The organism is Xanthomonas sp. MUS 060 (genome assembly GCF_000963215.1).
Classification (GTDB): domain Bacteria; phylum Pseudomonadota; class Gammaproteobacteria; order Xanthomonadales; family Xanthomonadaceae; genus Xanthomonas_A.
Genome location: NZ_JZIM01000004.1, coordinates 198,205 through 212,260, shown reverse-complemented (window position 1 = coordinate 212,260; position 14,056 = coordinate 198,205). Strand labels below are relative to the sequence as shown.

The window sequence follows — 14,056 nt, the reverse complement described above, 5'->3', positions numbered from 1 at the left end:
CATACGCGTGTTCACTGCACGCCGGACAGACGCGGTTTGAGCGTGTCCAAGCGCGTCGTTTCCAGCCCGACCGGCGCATTCGTGCGCGATGCACGTCGCCATGTCCGCGACGGCGTTTGCCCGGGCTCACCCTGACCCTGCGCTTCTGAGCCGCCACGGAGCAGTCCCATGCACGATCCACTGCCATCACCGACGCCGTATCGCCCGCTGTACGCCTGGTACGTGACCGTGTTGTTGTTGGCCTACACGCTGTCCTTCGTCGACCGGCTGCTGGTCCAGCCGATCAAACGCGATCTACTGCTGTCGGACGCGCAATTCAGCCTGGTCCACGGCCTTGCCTTCGCGGTGTTCTACACCTTGATCGGCGTGTTGCTGGGGCGCGTCGCCGACCGCCACAACCGGCGCAACCTGATCGTGCTGGGCATCGTGGTGTGGATCGTGGCGACGGCAGCCGGTGCCTACGTCACCAGTTTTTTCACCCTGTTCATGGCGCGGGTGTTCGTCGGTGTCGGCGAGGCGGCGCTGTCGCCGGCGGCGTACTCGATGCTGGCCGATTATTTCCCGCCGCCGCGGCGCGCGCGGGCGATGAGCGTATATACCTCCGGTGTCTTATCGGCTCGGCGACAGCGTTCATTGTCGGTGGCCTGGTGATCGCGGCGACCAGCAAGCAGAGCCTGGTCGTCTTACCGTCACTGGGCGGCTTCCGGCCGTGGCAGGTGGCGTTTATCCTGGTGGCGCTGCCCGGTCTGGCGGCAATCGCGTTGATGGCCACGGTGCGCGAACCACTGCGACGTGAGCAAGCCGTGGCGACGCCAAGCGCGCGTCCGAACCTGGCGCATCTGCGCGACAACGCGCGGATCTACATTGCGTTGTTTCTGGCCAACGGGGTGATCGCGATGATTACTTTCGGCATTACTGCCTGGCTACCGGCGACCTTCATCCGTCGGTGGGGATGGACGCCTGGTGAAATCGGTCCGGCGTATGGCGCGATCATCCTCACCTTCGGCATCGCCGGCATGTTGTTCAGCGGCTTCCTCAGTGATCGTTTGCTGGCGCGTGGATACCGCGGCATGGCGCTGCGCATTTCGCTGATCGGAGCGCTGTTGCTGAGCGTCAGCAGCGCGCTGTTCGCGTTCGCGTCAGGACCATGGATGGCGTTGGCGGCGATCGCGCTGACCACATTCTTGCTGGGCATGCCGGTGGCCTTGGCCCCGGCGATTCTGCAGGCGGTCACGCCGAACCGTTTGCGTGGCCAGGTCACTTCGATCTATCTGCTGTTGGTCAATCTGATTGGATTGGGACTGGGCCTTTATCTGGTGGCGTTGGGCACCGATTACGTGCTCGTCGACGAGCGTCAGGTTGGCTTGTCGCTGGGCGTGGTGTGCATGGTGGCGGCGCTGCTTGGCGCGCTCTGTGGTACGCGGCAGCACCTTACCGGGCGTTGCTGCGGCGTTTGGATCCGGAGTTGTGACGATGCGCGAGCGTATCCTTACAATGCACAGACGATGGCGTTGTTGGTCCGTGCCAGTGGAAGCTGCGTGCGGATGCGCCGCAGCGTTGTCGCAAGATTCCCTTTGCAGGAAGCCTCGTGCGCTTAAAACAGATTCCCGAGATCTCCAGCAGCGTGCTGTCCGCCGACGCGAACACGGCGGGCAGCGTGGATCAGCGCCGTCTGACCAGCCTGCTCGGTTACCGCATTACCCGCAGCGAATTGCAGATTCGGCGTCTGTTCCAGGAGTGCGTGCGTGGCTTCGATCTGAAGCCGGTGGAGTATTCGCTGTTGGTGCTGGTGGATGCCAATCCCGCCATTCACCAGCGGCAACTGGGCGAGGTGCTGAGCGTGTCGCCGCCGAACCTGGCCATCGTGGTTGCACGTCTGGTCAAACGGCGTTTGCTGCGCCAGGTGCGTGGACGTCAGGATCGACGCATGCAGCATCTGCATCTGACCGCGTCCGGCAGCGCGCTACTGGCGCAGGCCGAGGTCGAAGTGGTGCGGATGGAGCAGCAACTCGTCATGGCGCTTGGCACGAACCAGGCGCGTGCACTGTTGCGCGCGCTCGACCGGCTAGAGGCGCTCTAACCGCTACATGCGTGGCCGTTCCCGGCTTGCGCATGCCCTGTTGCTTTGCTGATTTGCGTGTTGTCGTCAGTGTGATGATGCCGTGCGTTGTCGTGCGATCACCGTGCTGCGCGGGCGTAGACGTTGGCGCGCGCCACCATTCCCCCGCTTCATGTCGTATTCCCTTTGCCTGGAGTACCTGTCCATGAATCGTTCTCGCATGCGTTTCCCGTTGCCTTCGCGCATTCGCCAGCGGCTGCTGTCCGTGCTGGCCCTGCTGTCCATGGTCTATGCAGCGCCAGCGTTGGCGCAATCCGTACCGCAGAGCGCCACGCTGCCGACGGGTCTGGATATCGGCGGTACCAGCTTCTTCGATGGCTTCACCAGTACCAAGCCGGGCTGGGCGGCGATTCAGTACCTGCGACGCTAAGACTTCGATGCGATCAAGGACGCGCACGGCGATGACGTACCGGTGTTCCGCGATCCGCACATCGGTTCATCGGTGTGGGTGACTCAGGTGGTCTACGTCAGTCAATATAAGCTGTTCGGCGGCGCGCTGGGCTTCAACGCGTTGGCCGCGCTGGTCGATCTGGATGCGTCTTTCGCACGCAACAGTCCGGTGGCCTTGCGCGCCAATGGGCTGGGTCTTGGCGACCTCACGATTGGCCCATATTTACAGATGGATCCGGTGATTCGCGATGGGCGCCCGGTATTTTCGCAACGTTTCGAGCTGGATGCACTGGCGCCCATCGGCAAATTCGATCAACACCGCGATATCAACCAGGGGTCGGGTTATTGATCGGTATTGCCGAGTTGGGCGTTCAGCATCCTGCCCACACCGCGCTGGGAGATCAGCGGACGTCTGAATTACATCTACAACTTCCGTGCGGACAAGGCATCGAACGTGCCGCAGTTCGGTGGTTTCGTCTTCCACAACGGCCAGGCGGGCGATGCGGCGTGGCTCAACTTCGCCAGCTCCGTGGAATTGGTGAAGGATCTGCACGTCGGTATCAATGGTTATTACCTGAAACAGCTACGCGACAACCGGACCAACGACATGCGTGTGGCCAATTTCTACATGCCGGTGCAGGTGAAGAATGCGCCCTCCGGCGATAACGTCAATTTTCAGTATGTCCATGTGTTCTGATGCCACACCGCGCATAGGAGTCAGGTTGCCATGCGTTGGCATGCCAATCTGGCTCGCCACCGCTGTCGTTCCGGACATCGGTGCCGATGCCGTGGGTCAGGGCACTGGCTTGATTGCCTCATCGGTGTGAGCCGGGCGTTTCTTCCAATCGATGAGAGCATATTCGATGAACAGTACCCACAGCGACGTGCTGGCATCGTCCACTAGTTGGAGTGGAAGGATCTTCAATGGCGAGTGGATCGCCGCCGAGGGCGGCACGCTCGAAGTGATCGAACCCGGCAGTGGCAAGCCGCTGCACCACACTGGTCACGCCAATGTGGCGGATGTGGCGGTGGCGGTGGCGCAGGCGCGTGTCGCGCAACGCCAATGGGCCGATCTCCCACCGCGCGAGCGCGCAGCGGTTTTTCACCGTGCCGGGCATTTGCTGCAGCAGCAAGCTGCGGTTGCGGCGGCGCTGATCGCGCGAGAAACCGGCGGTATTTTGCCCAAGGGCGAACACGAAGTGCGCGAAGCGATCCTGCTCTTTCAGCAGGCGGCGGCGATGCCGCTACAGGCGCAAGGTCAGTTACTGCCGAGTGTATCGGGGCGAATGAGCCTTGCCCGGCGCTTGCCCTTGGGCGTGGTGGCTGTGATTTCTCCGTTCAACTTCCCGTTGATTCTGTCGCTGCGCTCGGTTGCGCCGGCGTTGGCTGTCGGCAACGCGGTGATCCTCAAGCCCGATTCGCGCACACCGTATGCCGGTGGCTTCCTCATTGCCGAGATATTGCAGTTGGCGGGTTTGCCGAAAGGGCTGTTGCACGTGTTGCCGGGTGGCGCCGATGTGGGGCAGGCATTGATCGAGGCGCCGGGAGTGCAGATGATTGCCTTCACCGGCTCCACCGCCGTCGGCCGCCGCATCGGTGATGCTGGCCGGCAAGCATCTGAAGAAGGTTGCATTGGAACTGGGTGGTAAAAATTCGTTGATCGTGCTGGAAGATGCCGATCTCGACAACGCCGTCTCGGCGATTGCGTTCGGTGCTTACTTCCACCAGGGTCAGATCTGCATGGCGACCGGGCGTGTACTGGTCCAGCGCCGCATCGCCGTCGAACTGAACCGGCGCCTGGTCGAGAAAGCCCGACATCTGCCGGTGGGCGATCCGGCGACCGCGCATGTCGCGCTCGGGCCGCTGATCGATGCGCGTCAGTTGCAGCACGTCAAGGACGTGGTCGATGCGTCGGTCGCTGCCGCTGCGGTGCTGGAAGCGGGCGGGAACCACGATGGTTTGTTCTACGCGCCAACCGTGTTGTCGAATGTGCGGCCGGGCATGCGCGCGTTCGAGGAAGAGGTCTTTGGCTCGGTCGCCAATGTGATTGCCTTCGATACCGACGACGAAGCGGTTGCGTTAGCCAATCAGACCGACTATGGCCTGTCGGCCGGCATCCTCTCCGCTTCTGTCGGTCGTGCGATGGCACTGGGCGAACGCTTGAACACGGGCATGTTGCACATCAACGACCAGACCGTGGTCGATGAGGTCATCAATCCGTTTGGCGGCACTGGTGCTTCCGGCAATGGCACCAGCATGGGCGGTCCGGCCGATTGGAGCCAGTACACGCACTGGCAGTGGGTGACGATTCGCGACAGCACGCCACCGTATCCATTCTGACTCGGCGAGTCTGTGCTGCCGGCATCTGCGTCTGCAGCACAGGCATGTGATGGTGTGTGGATGCACTGATGCAAGTCGGTGCGGCGAGCTTTCGTATTGCAGTGCAAACGCTGGGTCATGGGCAGGACAATCGCTATCGCCCCGAATCGGAGCGCGGATGCTCGCAGACCATCCGCGTTTTCTCACATGCGTTTCTTTTGTTGCGCGCGCTGGCGCAATTGAATCGGCGAGCAGCCAGCGTGGCGGCTGAAACAGCGGCTGAAATAGGCGGCGTCGGCATAACCGAGCATGGCGGCGATTTGTTGCACGGTCATGGTCGTGTACACCAGGCTGCGCCGTGCCTCCAGCAGGATGCGCCGCTGCAACAACTGTAGTGCCGAGGCGCCTGCCAGGCGTCGGCACAGTGCATTGAGATGGCTGCTGCTCAGCCCCAATCGGTCGGCGTAGCGGGACAGCGGCCAATGTTCGCGGTAATGCGCGTCGATCAGTGCGGCGTAAGCACGGACATGGCGTGCGCCGCGGTCGGTGTCGCGTGCATCCGTCGGCGCGTGTGCCAACGCACCGCGCGCGGCCCACAACAGCGCCTGCGTCGCCAGCGCTTGCAGCATCGGCTCGCGTCCGGGGCGCTGTTGCGGGTACTCGGTTGCGATCGCGGCGAAGCAGGCATCCAGCATCGCGTGCTGCTCGCCGGCGATCAGGCACAACGGCTGTGCCAGCGTTTCGTCCAAGCTGGGCCATTGCGCCGCCAGGCGCTGCCACAGTGGCGCGGACAACGTCACGATATGACCGCGCACGTTGCGCTGGAAGCGGAAGCCATGCACGCACAGCGGCGGCAACAGCAGCAGACAGGGGCCGCGCAGACGTTGCGCAGTGCCGTCCAGATGCACCTCGGCGCTGCCGCGTTGCAGATAAAGCAATTGCAACAGGTCGTCGTGGCGATGTGGACGAATATGCCAATCGTGCAGATGGCTGCGCGTGGCGATGGATTCCCAGTGCAACAGGTCGGGAGTTTCGCGGTCGTCGGTTTCCCCGTACAGGCGAAACGCGGGCACAGCGGGCGATGGCGCGGTGACGGTGCGAGGCATCGTCGGAAAGTACAGGAATTGGTCGCGATGATCCATGTTCTTGTGGTGCCGGAGCGCAAATACTGGCAGACAGGCACAAACGCTGCGGAGCTCCCATGCGTACTCAAGTCGCGATCGTCGGCGCCGGTCCCGCTGGCTTGTTGCTTGGCCAGTTGTTGCATCGCCATGGCATCGACAACGTCATCCTCGAACGCCATACCCAGGAACATGTGCTCTCGCGGATCCGTGCCGGGGTGCTGGAGCAGGGAACCGCCGACCTGCTGTGCGCCGCCGGCGCCGGCGCGCGCATGCAGCGCGAAGGCATCATCCATCATGGTTTCGAGTTGGCGCTGGAGCAGCGCCGCGAACGCATCGAGCTGAGTGTGGCCACCGGTGGCCGTGCGGTGACCATCTACGGTCAGACCGAAGTCACCCGGGATCTGATGGAGGCACGGCAGGCCGTTGATGCGATCAGCGTCTACGAGGCGCAGGATGCGCAACTGCACGACATCACCGGGCCACGGCCGTGGCTGAGTTTTGTGCGGCATGGCGCTGCGCAGCGGCTGGATTGCGAATACGTGGTCGGCTGCGATGGTTTCCATGGCGTCAGTCGCCAGGCGATCCCCGCCGAGATTTTGAAGGTCTACGAACGGGTGTATCCATTCGGTTGGCTCGGGGTGTTTGCGGACACGCCGCCGGTTGCCGAGGAGTTGATCTATGCGCGCCATCGCAGGGGCTTCGCCCTGTGCAGCATGCGTTCGCACACGCGCTCGCGCTATTACGTGCAAGTCCCGTCGCAGGAGCGTGTGGAGAATTGGTCGGATGATCGTTTCTGGGACGAATTGCGGCGACGCTTGCCCGACGATGTCGCCCAGGCCATGGTCACCGGTCCCTCCTTGGAGAAGAGCATCGCACCGTTACGCAGTTTCGTCGCCGAACCGCTGCAATATGGGCGCCTGTTTCTGGCCGGCGATGCGGCGCATATCGTGCCGCCGACCGGCGCCAAGGGGCTGAATCTAGCTGCCGGCGATGTGGGCCTGCTGGCGCATCTGTTCGTGCAGGCGCAGCAGGAAAATAGCCCGGCACCATTGCAACGCTATTCCGAATTGGCGTTGCAGCGTATCTGGAAAGCCGAGCGCTTTTCCTGGTGGATGACCACGATGTTGCACCAGTTCCCTGACGAGGATGCCTTCACTCGACACCTGCACGATGCCGAACTGGATTATCTACTCGGCAGCGCCGCAGGCCGCGCCACCATTGCCGAAAACTACGCCGGCTTGCCGTTGACGGTGCCTGCTTAGCCCGCGCGTTTTGTATCCCGTGCATGACATGGTGTTGGTCATGCATGCGCTGTGGCCCGACACGATGCGATGCGCCTGCATCTCGCGCACGCTCACGGTTGCCGTACTCGATGGCCGGGATAGGTCTTGCAAATCGTGATTGTCGCAGAGCGTTTTTCTCGCGTGTCCGCAGATGGATGCGACGCAGAAATATGCGGCGCAGTAAGTTGCGTAAATGCGATGACCATTGCTGATATTTTGGTAATTGTGGCGTCTCTCCCATCGCAATAAAAAACTCAAAGAATTTTCCGCATTCATCCGGCGTCCTGCGCTTTTTGCTTGCGTACATTGCTACGCTGCGGCCGCGCCAGAGCTGCTCGTTGTCCGCACATCGTGGTGATCGCACAGCCAGCGCCTTATTGCCTATTTCCCTCCGGAGAGTTGCTCATGAAGATTCGCTTCCAGGTCTATCTGCTGGCTTTGCTGCTTGCGCTTCCCGCCGCATCCGCGTTCGCGCAGACAGCCGTCACCGCCAATCCAAATCACGAACAACTGCTGCAAGGCCGGGATTGGTGCACCACCGCCAACAAGCGTCTGGTCTACGATTTCTGGCGGATCGTGTTCGAGGCGGGACATACCGAGTACGCCCCGCAATACATGGCCAAGGATTACATCCAACACAATCCGAATGTCGCCAATGGGCGCGACGCGTTCCTGGCGTTTTTGACCTCTTTCGTGAAGCCGCAGCCGATCCAGCCACGGGTGCAGTTGCCGCTGGTGGCGATTCTGGCCGAAGGTGATTACGTGACTCTTGTGTCGGTGCGCACGCTGCCAGATCCCAAGGATGCGAGCAAGACCTATACGACGACCTGGTTCGACATGTTCCGCATCCAGAACGGCAAGATCCAGGAGCATTGGGACGCGGCGACCAAGTGATCTGCGCCTGATCCAGCGGTCATTCCACGGCGCCGTCCGCTGCGGCGGGCGGCGTCGGATTTTTGCATTTCAGTTTGCGCTTCAGAATGCGTCGGCGCGGTAGCCGGTGTCGATGCGGATGCGTCCACCGAGCGCACGCGAGACGCAGGCGCATAGCTTGCGGTTGTCGCGGTGCTGTTCGTCGCTGAGGAATACGTCGCGGTGATCCAACGGCGTGGTGCTGTCCAGGACGTCGACCAGGCACAGTCCGCATTCGCCACGCTGGCAGTCGGCCATCACTTCCACACCCGCCGCGCTCAGCGCGTCCAGCAGCGATTGGTGCGCGCCGACCTGCACGGTCTTGCCCAAGGTGGGGATCTCCACCTCGAATCCCTGCGCCGGTGCGCGCCCGCTGTTGCCGAAGGTTTCAAAGTGCAGACGCGCACGCGCGCGGCCATCTTCGCGCCAGCGCTGCCGCAGTTCGTCCAACAGCGGCAATGGCCCGCAGGCGTAGACATCCGCGCCACGCGGCCACTGTGCGATCTGCGTGCTTAGGTCGAGTCGGCCCAGGTGTTCGGGACAGAACACCTGTAAGCGTTCGCCCAGCAGTGATTGCAGCGGCTCCAGGTAGGCCATGGTGGCGCGGTTGCGTCCGGCATAGAGCAGTTGGAAGGGGAGCGGGCTGCGCGCCAGACGCTGCGCCATGCCCAGGATCGCGGTGATGCCGATGCCGCCGGCGATCAGCACGATGTGTGCGGCGTTCTCGTCCAGGGCGAACTGGTTGTTTGGTGCGCAGATCTCCACCGTGTCGCCCACCGCCAGCGCCCACATCGCCCGCGAGCCGCCACGGCTACCGACGACCGCGCGCACCGCGATGCGGTAATGTCCATCCGCCGTGGGTTCGCCCACCAGCGAGTAGGAGCGCACATCAACGGTGTCGCCGATGCGCACGCGCACGTCGATGTGGCTGCCGACAGTGAATCGCCGGCCGGCGCGACCGGGGTCGAGCACGATCTCGCGCACCTGCTCACAAGGCGTGGCAACGGCGACGATGCGGGCGGTATTCCATTGGGTGTCTTTGCGCATGGTGGATTCCGGTGATCGGGAAGGGAGGCGCAGGCGCTGCGTTGGCGGGGCGCGTCAGGCGCGTAGTCGGTACCGCAGCAATCCGCTGTCGGATACTTGACCGAGCGTCTCCTGCTCGTGCAGTGCGTCATGAAAGTTGCGTTGCGCCACTCGCGCGTGTTCGCGCATCAGGGCTTCGGCGCGCGCGCCCTGGCGGCGCTGGATCGCGTCCAGGACCTGGCGGTGCTGTTCTTGAGCGATGCGCAGAATCTGCGCGGCGTGGTTGCGGTTCAGCACGAAACTGTTGGCCGAGGCAAACGGCAGTTGCGAGATCCGTGCGCATTCGCGTCTGAGCAGCGAGCTGTCTGCCATCTCGATCAGCAGTGCATGCAAGCGTTCGTTGCAGCTCACGTAACGGGCGAAATCCTCTTCGCGCAGCGTTGTTGCCGACAGTGCCTGGTCGATCCGCACCAACACCGCTTGTGCCTGCGCCAGCAGTGCCGGATCCGCGCCGCGTTCGGCGGCCAGGCGTGCGGCCAGGCCTTCCAGCGTGCCGCGTAGTTCGATGGCATCGTCGACGTCGCGCTCGCCGAACGCCTGCACCGCATAGCCACCGCCGGGCAATGCGTGCACCAGGCCCTCCTCGGCCAGCCGTTGCAACGCCGCGCGCACTGGTGTGCGCGAAGCGCCCAGGCGTTCCACCAGGGCGACTTCGGACAGGCGTTCGCTTGCGGCCAGATCGCCGGACAGGATCAGTTCGCGCAGTGCGAGCAGGACGCGGGTGGTTTGCGCGGCGCTCGAGCGGAAGGGATGTGTGGTGGACATGGCGTGTCCTCGGTCTCTGGCCGTTTCAGCCGACCCTGCGCAGGTGCAGCTCATGCGCACGTTGCTCGGCGATGACCATGCGCTCGATGAGCCGCCGTGCCCACATCCCGCCGGCATCCACATTGAGGTTGTAGAACACGTGGTCCGGATGCGCGTCGATCGCACGCTGTTGTGCCTCCAGCACCACCTCATCCTCGCCGAACACGCCGGTGACGCTGTCGCGCAGGCGGGTGGTGATCGATTGCTCGTGCAGCGAGTGGTTGCGCATGAAGGACCAAAAATAGTGGCAGCTACGCTCGGTTTCCGGGGTGACGGTATTGAGCACGTAGCCATTGACGCCGCGCGAGCGGTCGCCCTGTGGCGCGCCGCTGCCGGCCACCGCCACGCCGACATCGATGGCGATGGTGCAGGGCGCCTCGAAGCGGATGATCTGCCAGCGGTCCACCTTGCCGCGGTAGCCGTGCGCATGCTGGAGCTGCCAAGCCCAGAACGGCGGCGGATCGATCTCCGACATCCAACGCGACACCACCACGCTGCGTTCGCCGTGGACCACGTCGAATGGCGCCTCGGCGACTTCATCCTGGCCGATGCTGGAGCCGTGCACGAAGGTTTCGTGGGTCAGGTCCATCAGGTTGTCCAGCACCAGCCGGTAGTCGCACTTGATCGTAATGGTGCGGCCATCGCCGGCCCAGCCGGGATCGTCGTTCCAGTGCAAGTCCGGCACCAGCGCCGGATCGGCCAGTGCGGCATCGCCAGGCCACACCCACACGTAGCGGTGCCGTTCCACCGTCGGGAAACGCCGCACGCAGGCGGCGGGATTGATGGTGTCCTGCGATGGCATGTGCACGCAGCGTCCGTTGGCATCGTAGGCCAGGCCGTGATAACCGCAGACCACGTCGTCGCCACGCAGCCGGCCCATCGACAGCGGCACCAATCGGTGCCAGCAGGCGTCTTCGAGCGCGGCGACGTGGCCGCTGCTGGTGCGGTACAGGACGATATCCAGGTTGCAGATTTTGCGCGCAAGCAGCGCGTGTTTGACTTCGTGGTCCCAGGCGATGGCGTACCACGCGTTGAGCGGAAATGCCGGAATGGGCTGACCCATGGCGAACTCCTTGGATTTGTATACAACAGGCGTGCGGGGGGCGTTGCGTGTTGTCTGCGTCCTGGCGGAAATGTGTGGCGGGCGCAGCACCGTCGCTGCAATGGACGGTAATCAATGTATACATCAACGACAGTGACCAGCCCAGGGGTGGGCGTGGAATTTTGTTCGTTTATCGAACTTTATATCCGATTATCGGATTGACCGCTGCCAAGTCGCATCCTACCGTGGGACCGGGATCGATCAGGAGCCGACGTCGTGGCAAGCCCTTTCCGGAGGTATTGGTGTGCCTGTCCGCAGCATCGGCGAGCCACCAGCGCTGGAGCGTGACGATGATCGACAAGACCTTGCACTCGTGCGCCGCCGCAGTGGCCGACATCCCCGACGGGGCGACGGTGATGATTGGTGGTTTCGGCACCGCCGGCATGCCCGATGCGCTGATCGATGCACTGATCGCGCAGGGCGCGCGCGACCTGACGATCGTCAACAACAATGCCGGCAACGGCGAGACTGGCCTGGCCGCGCTGATCAAGCATCGGCGTGTGCGCAAGATTGTCTGCTCGTTTCCGCGCCAGAGCGACTCGCAGCATTTCGACAGCGCTTACCGTGCCGGCGAACTGGAACTGGAGCTGGTGCCGCAGGGCAATCTGGCCGCGCGGATCCACGCCGCCGGCAATGGCCTGGGTGCGATCTTCACTCCGACCGGTTACGGCACCGCGTTGGCCGCCGGCAAGGAGACGCGCGAGATCGACGGCCGCCACTACGTGCTGGAGTATCCGATCCGCGCCGACTTCGCACTCATCAAAGCGCAGCGCGGCGACCGCTGGGGCAACTTGATCTACCGTAAGACCGCGCGCAACTTCGGCCCGCTGATGGCGATGGCGGCCGATTGCACCATCGCGCAGGTCGAGCGCGTGGTGGATCTGGGCGATCTGGATCCGGAGGCTGTGATTACCCCGAGCATCTTCGTGCAACGGCTGGTGGCGGTGGCGAACGCGCAGGAGCACGCATGCACGCAATGACCGGCTGTGGATTTGATCGCAATGCGCTGGCCGCGCGCATGGCACGCGATATCCCCGAAGGTGCCTACGTCAACCTGGGCATCGGCCTGCCGACGGCGGTGGCCAACTTCCTGCCAGCGGACAAGGACATTTTCCTGCACAGCGAGAACGGCGTGCTTGGCATGGGGCCAGCGCCGCCGCCAGGGCAGGAAGATCCGGAACTGATCAATGCGGGCAAACAGCCGGTGACGTTGCGGACCGGTGGCTGTTATTTCCATCACGCCGATTCGTTCGCGATGATGCGCAGTGGTCGCCTGGACGTGTGCGTGCTGGGGGCGTTTCAGGTCTCGGTGCATGGCGATCTGGCCAACTGGAGCACCGGCGAGGCCGATGCGATTCCCGCGGTTGGCGGTGCCATGGACCTGGCCATCGGCGCCAAGCAGGTCTACGTGATGATGGAACTGTTGAACAAGCGTGGGGAAAGCAAACTGGTGACCGAATGCAGCTATCCGTTGACCGGGCTGCGCTGCGTGTCGCGGGTGTATACCGATCTGGGCGTGTTCGCGCTCGGCCCGGACGGCGCCAGCGTGCTCGAACTGGTCGATGGCGTGAGTCTGGACGACCTGCGCCGGGTCACCGGGCTGGCGTTGCGTCTGGCTCCCTCCACGGTGGTCGCATGAGCGAGGCCTACATCATCGATGGCATCCGTACTCCGATCGGTCGCTATGGTGGCGCGTTGGCCGGCGTGCGCGCCGACGATCTTGGCGCGCTACCGTTGCAAGCGCTGCTGGCGCGGCAGCCGCAGTTGGATCCGGCCTGCATCGACGACGTGTACCTCGGCTGCGCCAACCAGGCCGGCGAGGACAATCGCAATGTCGCACGCATGAGCCTGCTGCTGGCCGGGCTGCCGTGCAGCGTGCCGGGCAGCACCGTCAACCGCCTGTGCGGCTCGGGGCTGGACGCCGTCGGCACGGTGGCGCGCGCGCTGCGCGCCGGTGAACTGGGCTTGGCAATCGCTGGCGGAGTCGAGTCGATGTCGCGTGCGCCATGGGTGATGGGCAAGGCCGACAGTGCTTTCGCCCGCAACCAGCAGATCGAGGACAGCACCATGGGCTGGCGTTTCGTCAACCCGCGCATGCGTGCGCGCTACGGCGTCGCGCTGATGGGCGAAACCGCCGAGAACGTGGCCGCGCGCCACAGGATCGACCGCCAAGACCAGGACGCGTTCGCGTTGCGCAGCCAGCAGCGTGCCGCCGCCGCGCAGGCGGCAGGTTTTTTCGACGGGGAGATCGTCGCGGTCGATGTGCCGGGTGCCAAGCGCGGCGAAACGGTCACGGTGGCGCGTGACCAGCATCCGCGCGCGGACACCACTGCCGACGCACTGGCCCGGCTCGCGCCGTTGTTCCGCCAGCCCGGCAGCGTCACCGCCGGCAACGCCTCGGGCATCAACGACGGGGCCGCCGCGTTGTTGTTGGCCACGCCGATGCGGGCCCGCGCACTGGGGCTGACGCCGCGTGCGCGCGTGCTCGGTTTCGCCAGCGCGGGCGTGGAGCCGGATTACATGGGGATGGGCCCGGTGCCGGCAATTCAGGCCTTGCTGGCACGGCTGGGCCTGCGCTTGGAGCAGTTCGACGCCATCGAACTGAACGAGGCCTTCGCCGCCCAGGCACTGGCCTGCACGCGCGCGCTGGGCCTGGATGACGCGGCGCCGCACGTCAACGCCAATGGCGGCGCCATCGCGCTCGGTCACCCGCTGGGCATGAGCGGCGCGCGCCTCGCACTGACCTTGCTGCGCCAGTTGGAGGCAAGCGGCGGCAAGCGTGGCCTGGCCGCCATGTGCGTCGGCGTCGGTCAGGGCGTGGCGCTGGCGATCGAGCGGTTGTAGCCGACGGCGCGTGCTGAGCTGCATGATCCACTTTCAGCCAACCGGCTCCGCCTGGAGCCAGCGAGACGACGAT

13 protein-coding genes and 2 pseudogenes are annotated in these 14,056 nt (G+C 64.1%); 10 read left to right on the top strand and 5 right to left on the bottom strand.

Going from position 1 to position 14,056, the window contains the following annotated elements:
* Positions 1–11: 11 nt before the first annotated feature.
* Positions 12–170, bottom strand: coding sequence for a hypothetical protein (locus XANALMUS060_RS20500; RefSeq protein ID WP_161795384.1), 159 nt, complete (start codon positions 168–170; stop codon positions 12–14).
* Between XANALMUS060_RS20500 and XANALMUS060_RS22630 the strand changes: the two genes are divergently transcribed.
* From XANALMUS060_RS22630 to XANALMUS060_RS06900, 5 genes and pseudogenes are all read left to right on the top strand, one after another.
* A complete protein-coding gene (locus XANALMUS060_RS22630; RefSeq protein ID WP_255352356.1) occupies positions 169–651 on the top strand; it encodes an MFS transporter in 483 nt (160 codons plus the stop codon). The genes XANALMUS060_RS20500 and XANALMUS060_RS22630 overlap by 2 nt on opposite strands.
* On the top strand, positions 648–1,598 hold the full coding sequence (locus XANALMUS060_RS06915; protein WP_255352355.1) for an MFS transporter: 951 nt from the start codon (positions 648–650) through the stop codon (positions 1,596–1,598). Before XANALMUS060_RS22630 ends, XANALMUS060_RS06915 begins: the two co-directional genes overlap by 4 nt.
* Positions 1,599–1,612: 14 nt before the next feature.
* The gene (locus tag XANALMUS060_RS06910; protein ID WP_082064967.1) at positions 1,613–2,080 is read left to right on the top strand and encodes a MarR family transcriptional regulator; all 468 of its coding nucleotides are present in this window, start codon (positions 1,613–1,615) and stop codon (positions 2,078–2,080) included.
* Between the two features lie 262 nt (positions 2,081–2,342).
* Positions 2,343–3,206 (top strand): annotated as a pseudogene (locus tag XANALMUS060_RS06905) (transporter).
* A 166-nt stretch (positions 3,207–3,372) separates the two neighbouring features.
* Positions 3,373–4,849 (top strand): annotated as a pseudogene (locus XANALMUS060_RS06900) (benzaldehyde dehydrogenase).
* Between the two features lie 182 nt (positions 4,850–5,031).
* Here the strand turns inward: XANALMUS060_RS06900 and XANALMUS060_RS06895 are convergent.
* Positions 5,032–5,934 (bottom strand): helix-turn-helix domain-containing protein, encoded by a 903-nt coding sequence (locus XANALMUS060_RS06895; RefSeq protein WP_045737802.1) that lies wholly within the window; start codon positions 5,932–5,934, stop codon positions 5,032–5,034.
* A 95-nt stretch (positions 5,935–6,029) separates the two neighbouring features.
* On the opposite strand from XANALMUS060_RS06895, the gene pobA reads away from it, so the two are divergent.
* Both pobA and XANALMUS060_RS06885 read left to right on the top strand, forming a co-directional pair.
* Positions 6,030–7,214 (top strand): 4-hydroxybenzoate 3-monooxygenase, encoded by a 1,185-nt coding sequence (gene pobA, locus XANALMUS060_RS06890; protein ID WP_045737735.1) that lies wholly within the window; start codon positions 6,030–6,032, stop codon positions 7,212–7,214.
* A gap of 426 nt (positions 7,215–7,640) precedes the next feature.
* Positions 7,641–8,129: a nuclear transport factor 2 family protein gene (locus XANALMUS060_RS06885; RefSeq protein WP_045737734.1), complete on the top strand. Its 489-nt coding sequence runs from the start codon at positions 7,641–7,643 to the stop codon at positions 8,127–8,129.
* An 81-nt stretch (positions 8,130–8,210) separates the two neighbouring features.
* On the opposite strand, the gene XANALMUS060_RS06880 is transcribed toward XANALMUS060_RS06885, so the two are convergent.
* Genes XANALMUS060_RS06880 through XANALMUS060_RS06870 form a run of 3 tightly spaced genes read right to left on the bottom strand, consistent with a single transcriptional unit; the run spans position 8,211 to position 11,100 of the window.
* Positions 8,211–9,194: a PDR/VanB family oxidoreductase gene (locus tag XANALMUS060_RS06880; RefSeq protein WP_045737733.1), complete on the bottom strand. Its 984-nt coding sequence runs from the start codon at positions 9,192–9,194 to the stop codon at positions 8,211–8,213.
* 54 nt (positions 9,195–9,248) lie between these two features.
* Positions 9,249–9,998, bottom strand: a complete 750-nt coding sequence (locus tag XANALMUS060_RS06875) for a GntR family transcriptional regulator (protein WP_045737732.1) — start codon at positions 9,996–9,998, stop codon at positions 9,249–9,251.
* A 25-nt stretch (positions 9,999–10,023) separates the two neighbouring features.
* The gene (locus XANALMUS060_RS06870; protein ID WP_045737731.1) at positions 10,024–11,100 is read right to left on the bottom strand and encodes an aromatic ring-hydroxylating dioxygenase subunit alpha; all 1,077 of its coding nucleotides are present in this window, start codon (positions 11,098–11,100) and stop codon (positions 10,024–10,026) included.
* Between the two features lie 329 nt (positions 11,101–11,429).
* On the opposite strand from XANALMUS060_RS06870, the gene XANALMUS060_RS06865 reads away from it, so the two are divergent.
* From XANALMUS060_RS06865 to pcaF, 3 genes are read left to right on the top strand one after another with little or no spacing between them, the layout of a single operon-like run.
* Positions 11,430–12,119, top strand: coding sequence for a 3-oxoacid CoA-transferase subunit A (locus XANALMUS060_RS06865; RefSeq protein ID WP_045728720.1), 690 nt, complete (start codon positions 11,430–11,432; stop codon positions 12,117–12,119).
* A complete protein-coding gene (locus tag XANALMUS060_RS06860) occupies positions 12,116–12,778 on the top strand; it encodes a 3-oxoacid CoA-transferase subunit B (RefSeq protein WP_045737730.1) in 663 nt (220 codons plus the stop codon). Before XANALMUS060_RS06865 ends, XANALMUS060_RS06860 begins: the two co-directional genes overlap by 4 nt.
* Complete coding sequence (pcaF, locus tag XANALMUS060_RS06855) at positions 12,775–13,983, top strand: 3-oxoadipyl-CoA thiolase (RefSeq protein WP_045737729.1); 1,209 nt, start codon at positions 12,775–12,777, stop codon at positions 13,981–13,983. Before XANALMUS060_RS06860 ends, pcaF begins: the two co-directional genes overlap by 4 nt.
* The last annotated feature ends 73 nt before the right edge of the window (positions 13,984–14,056 follow it).

Coding starts and splice junctions, on each gene's coding strand:
- XANALMUS060_RS06895 (WP_045737802.1), bottom strand. CDS start 5,934: ATGCCTCGCACCGTCACCGCGCCATCGCCCGCTGTGCCCGCGTTTCGC.
- XANALMUS060_RS06865 (WP_045728720.1), top strand. CDS start 11,430: ATGATCGACAAGACCTTGCACTCGTGCGCCGCCGCAGTGGCCGACATC.
- XANALMUS060_RS06885 (WP_045737734.1), top strand. CDS start 7,641: ATGAAGATTCGCTTCCAGGTCTATCTGCTGGCTTTGCTGCTTGCGCTT.
- XANALMUS060_RS06870 (WP_045737731.1), bottom strand. CDS start 11,100: ATGGGTCAGCCCATTCCGGCATTTCCGCTCAACGCGTGGTACGCCATC.
- XANALMUS060_RS06860 (WP_045737730.1), top strand. CDS start 12,116: ATGACCGGCTGTGGATTTGATCGCAATGCGCTGGCCGCGCGCATGGCA.
- XANALMUS060_RS20500 (WP_161795384.1), bottom strand. CDS start 170: ATGGGACTGCTCCGTGGCGGCTCAGAAGCGCAGGGTCAGGGTGAGCCC.
- pcaF (WP_045737729.1), top strand. CDS start 12,775: ATGAGCGAGGCCTACATCATCGATGGCATCCGTACTCCGATCGGTCGC.
- XANALMUS060_RS22630 (WP_255352356.1), top strand. CDS start 169: ATGCACGATCCACTGCCATCACCGACGCCGTATCGCCCGCTGTACGCC.
- XANALMUS060_RS06880 (WP_045737733.1), bottom strand. CDS start 9,194: ATGCGCAAAGACACCCAATGGAATACCGCCCGCATCGTCGCCGTTGCC.
- pobA (WP_045737735.1), top strand. CDS start 6,030: ATGCGTACTCAAGTCGCGATCGTCGGCGCCGGTCCCGCTGGCTTGTTG.
- XANALMUS060_RS06875 (WP_045737732.1), bottom strand. CDS start 9,998: ATGTCCACCACACATCCCTTCCGCTCGAGCGCCGCGCAAACCACCCGC.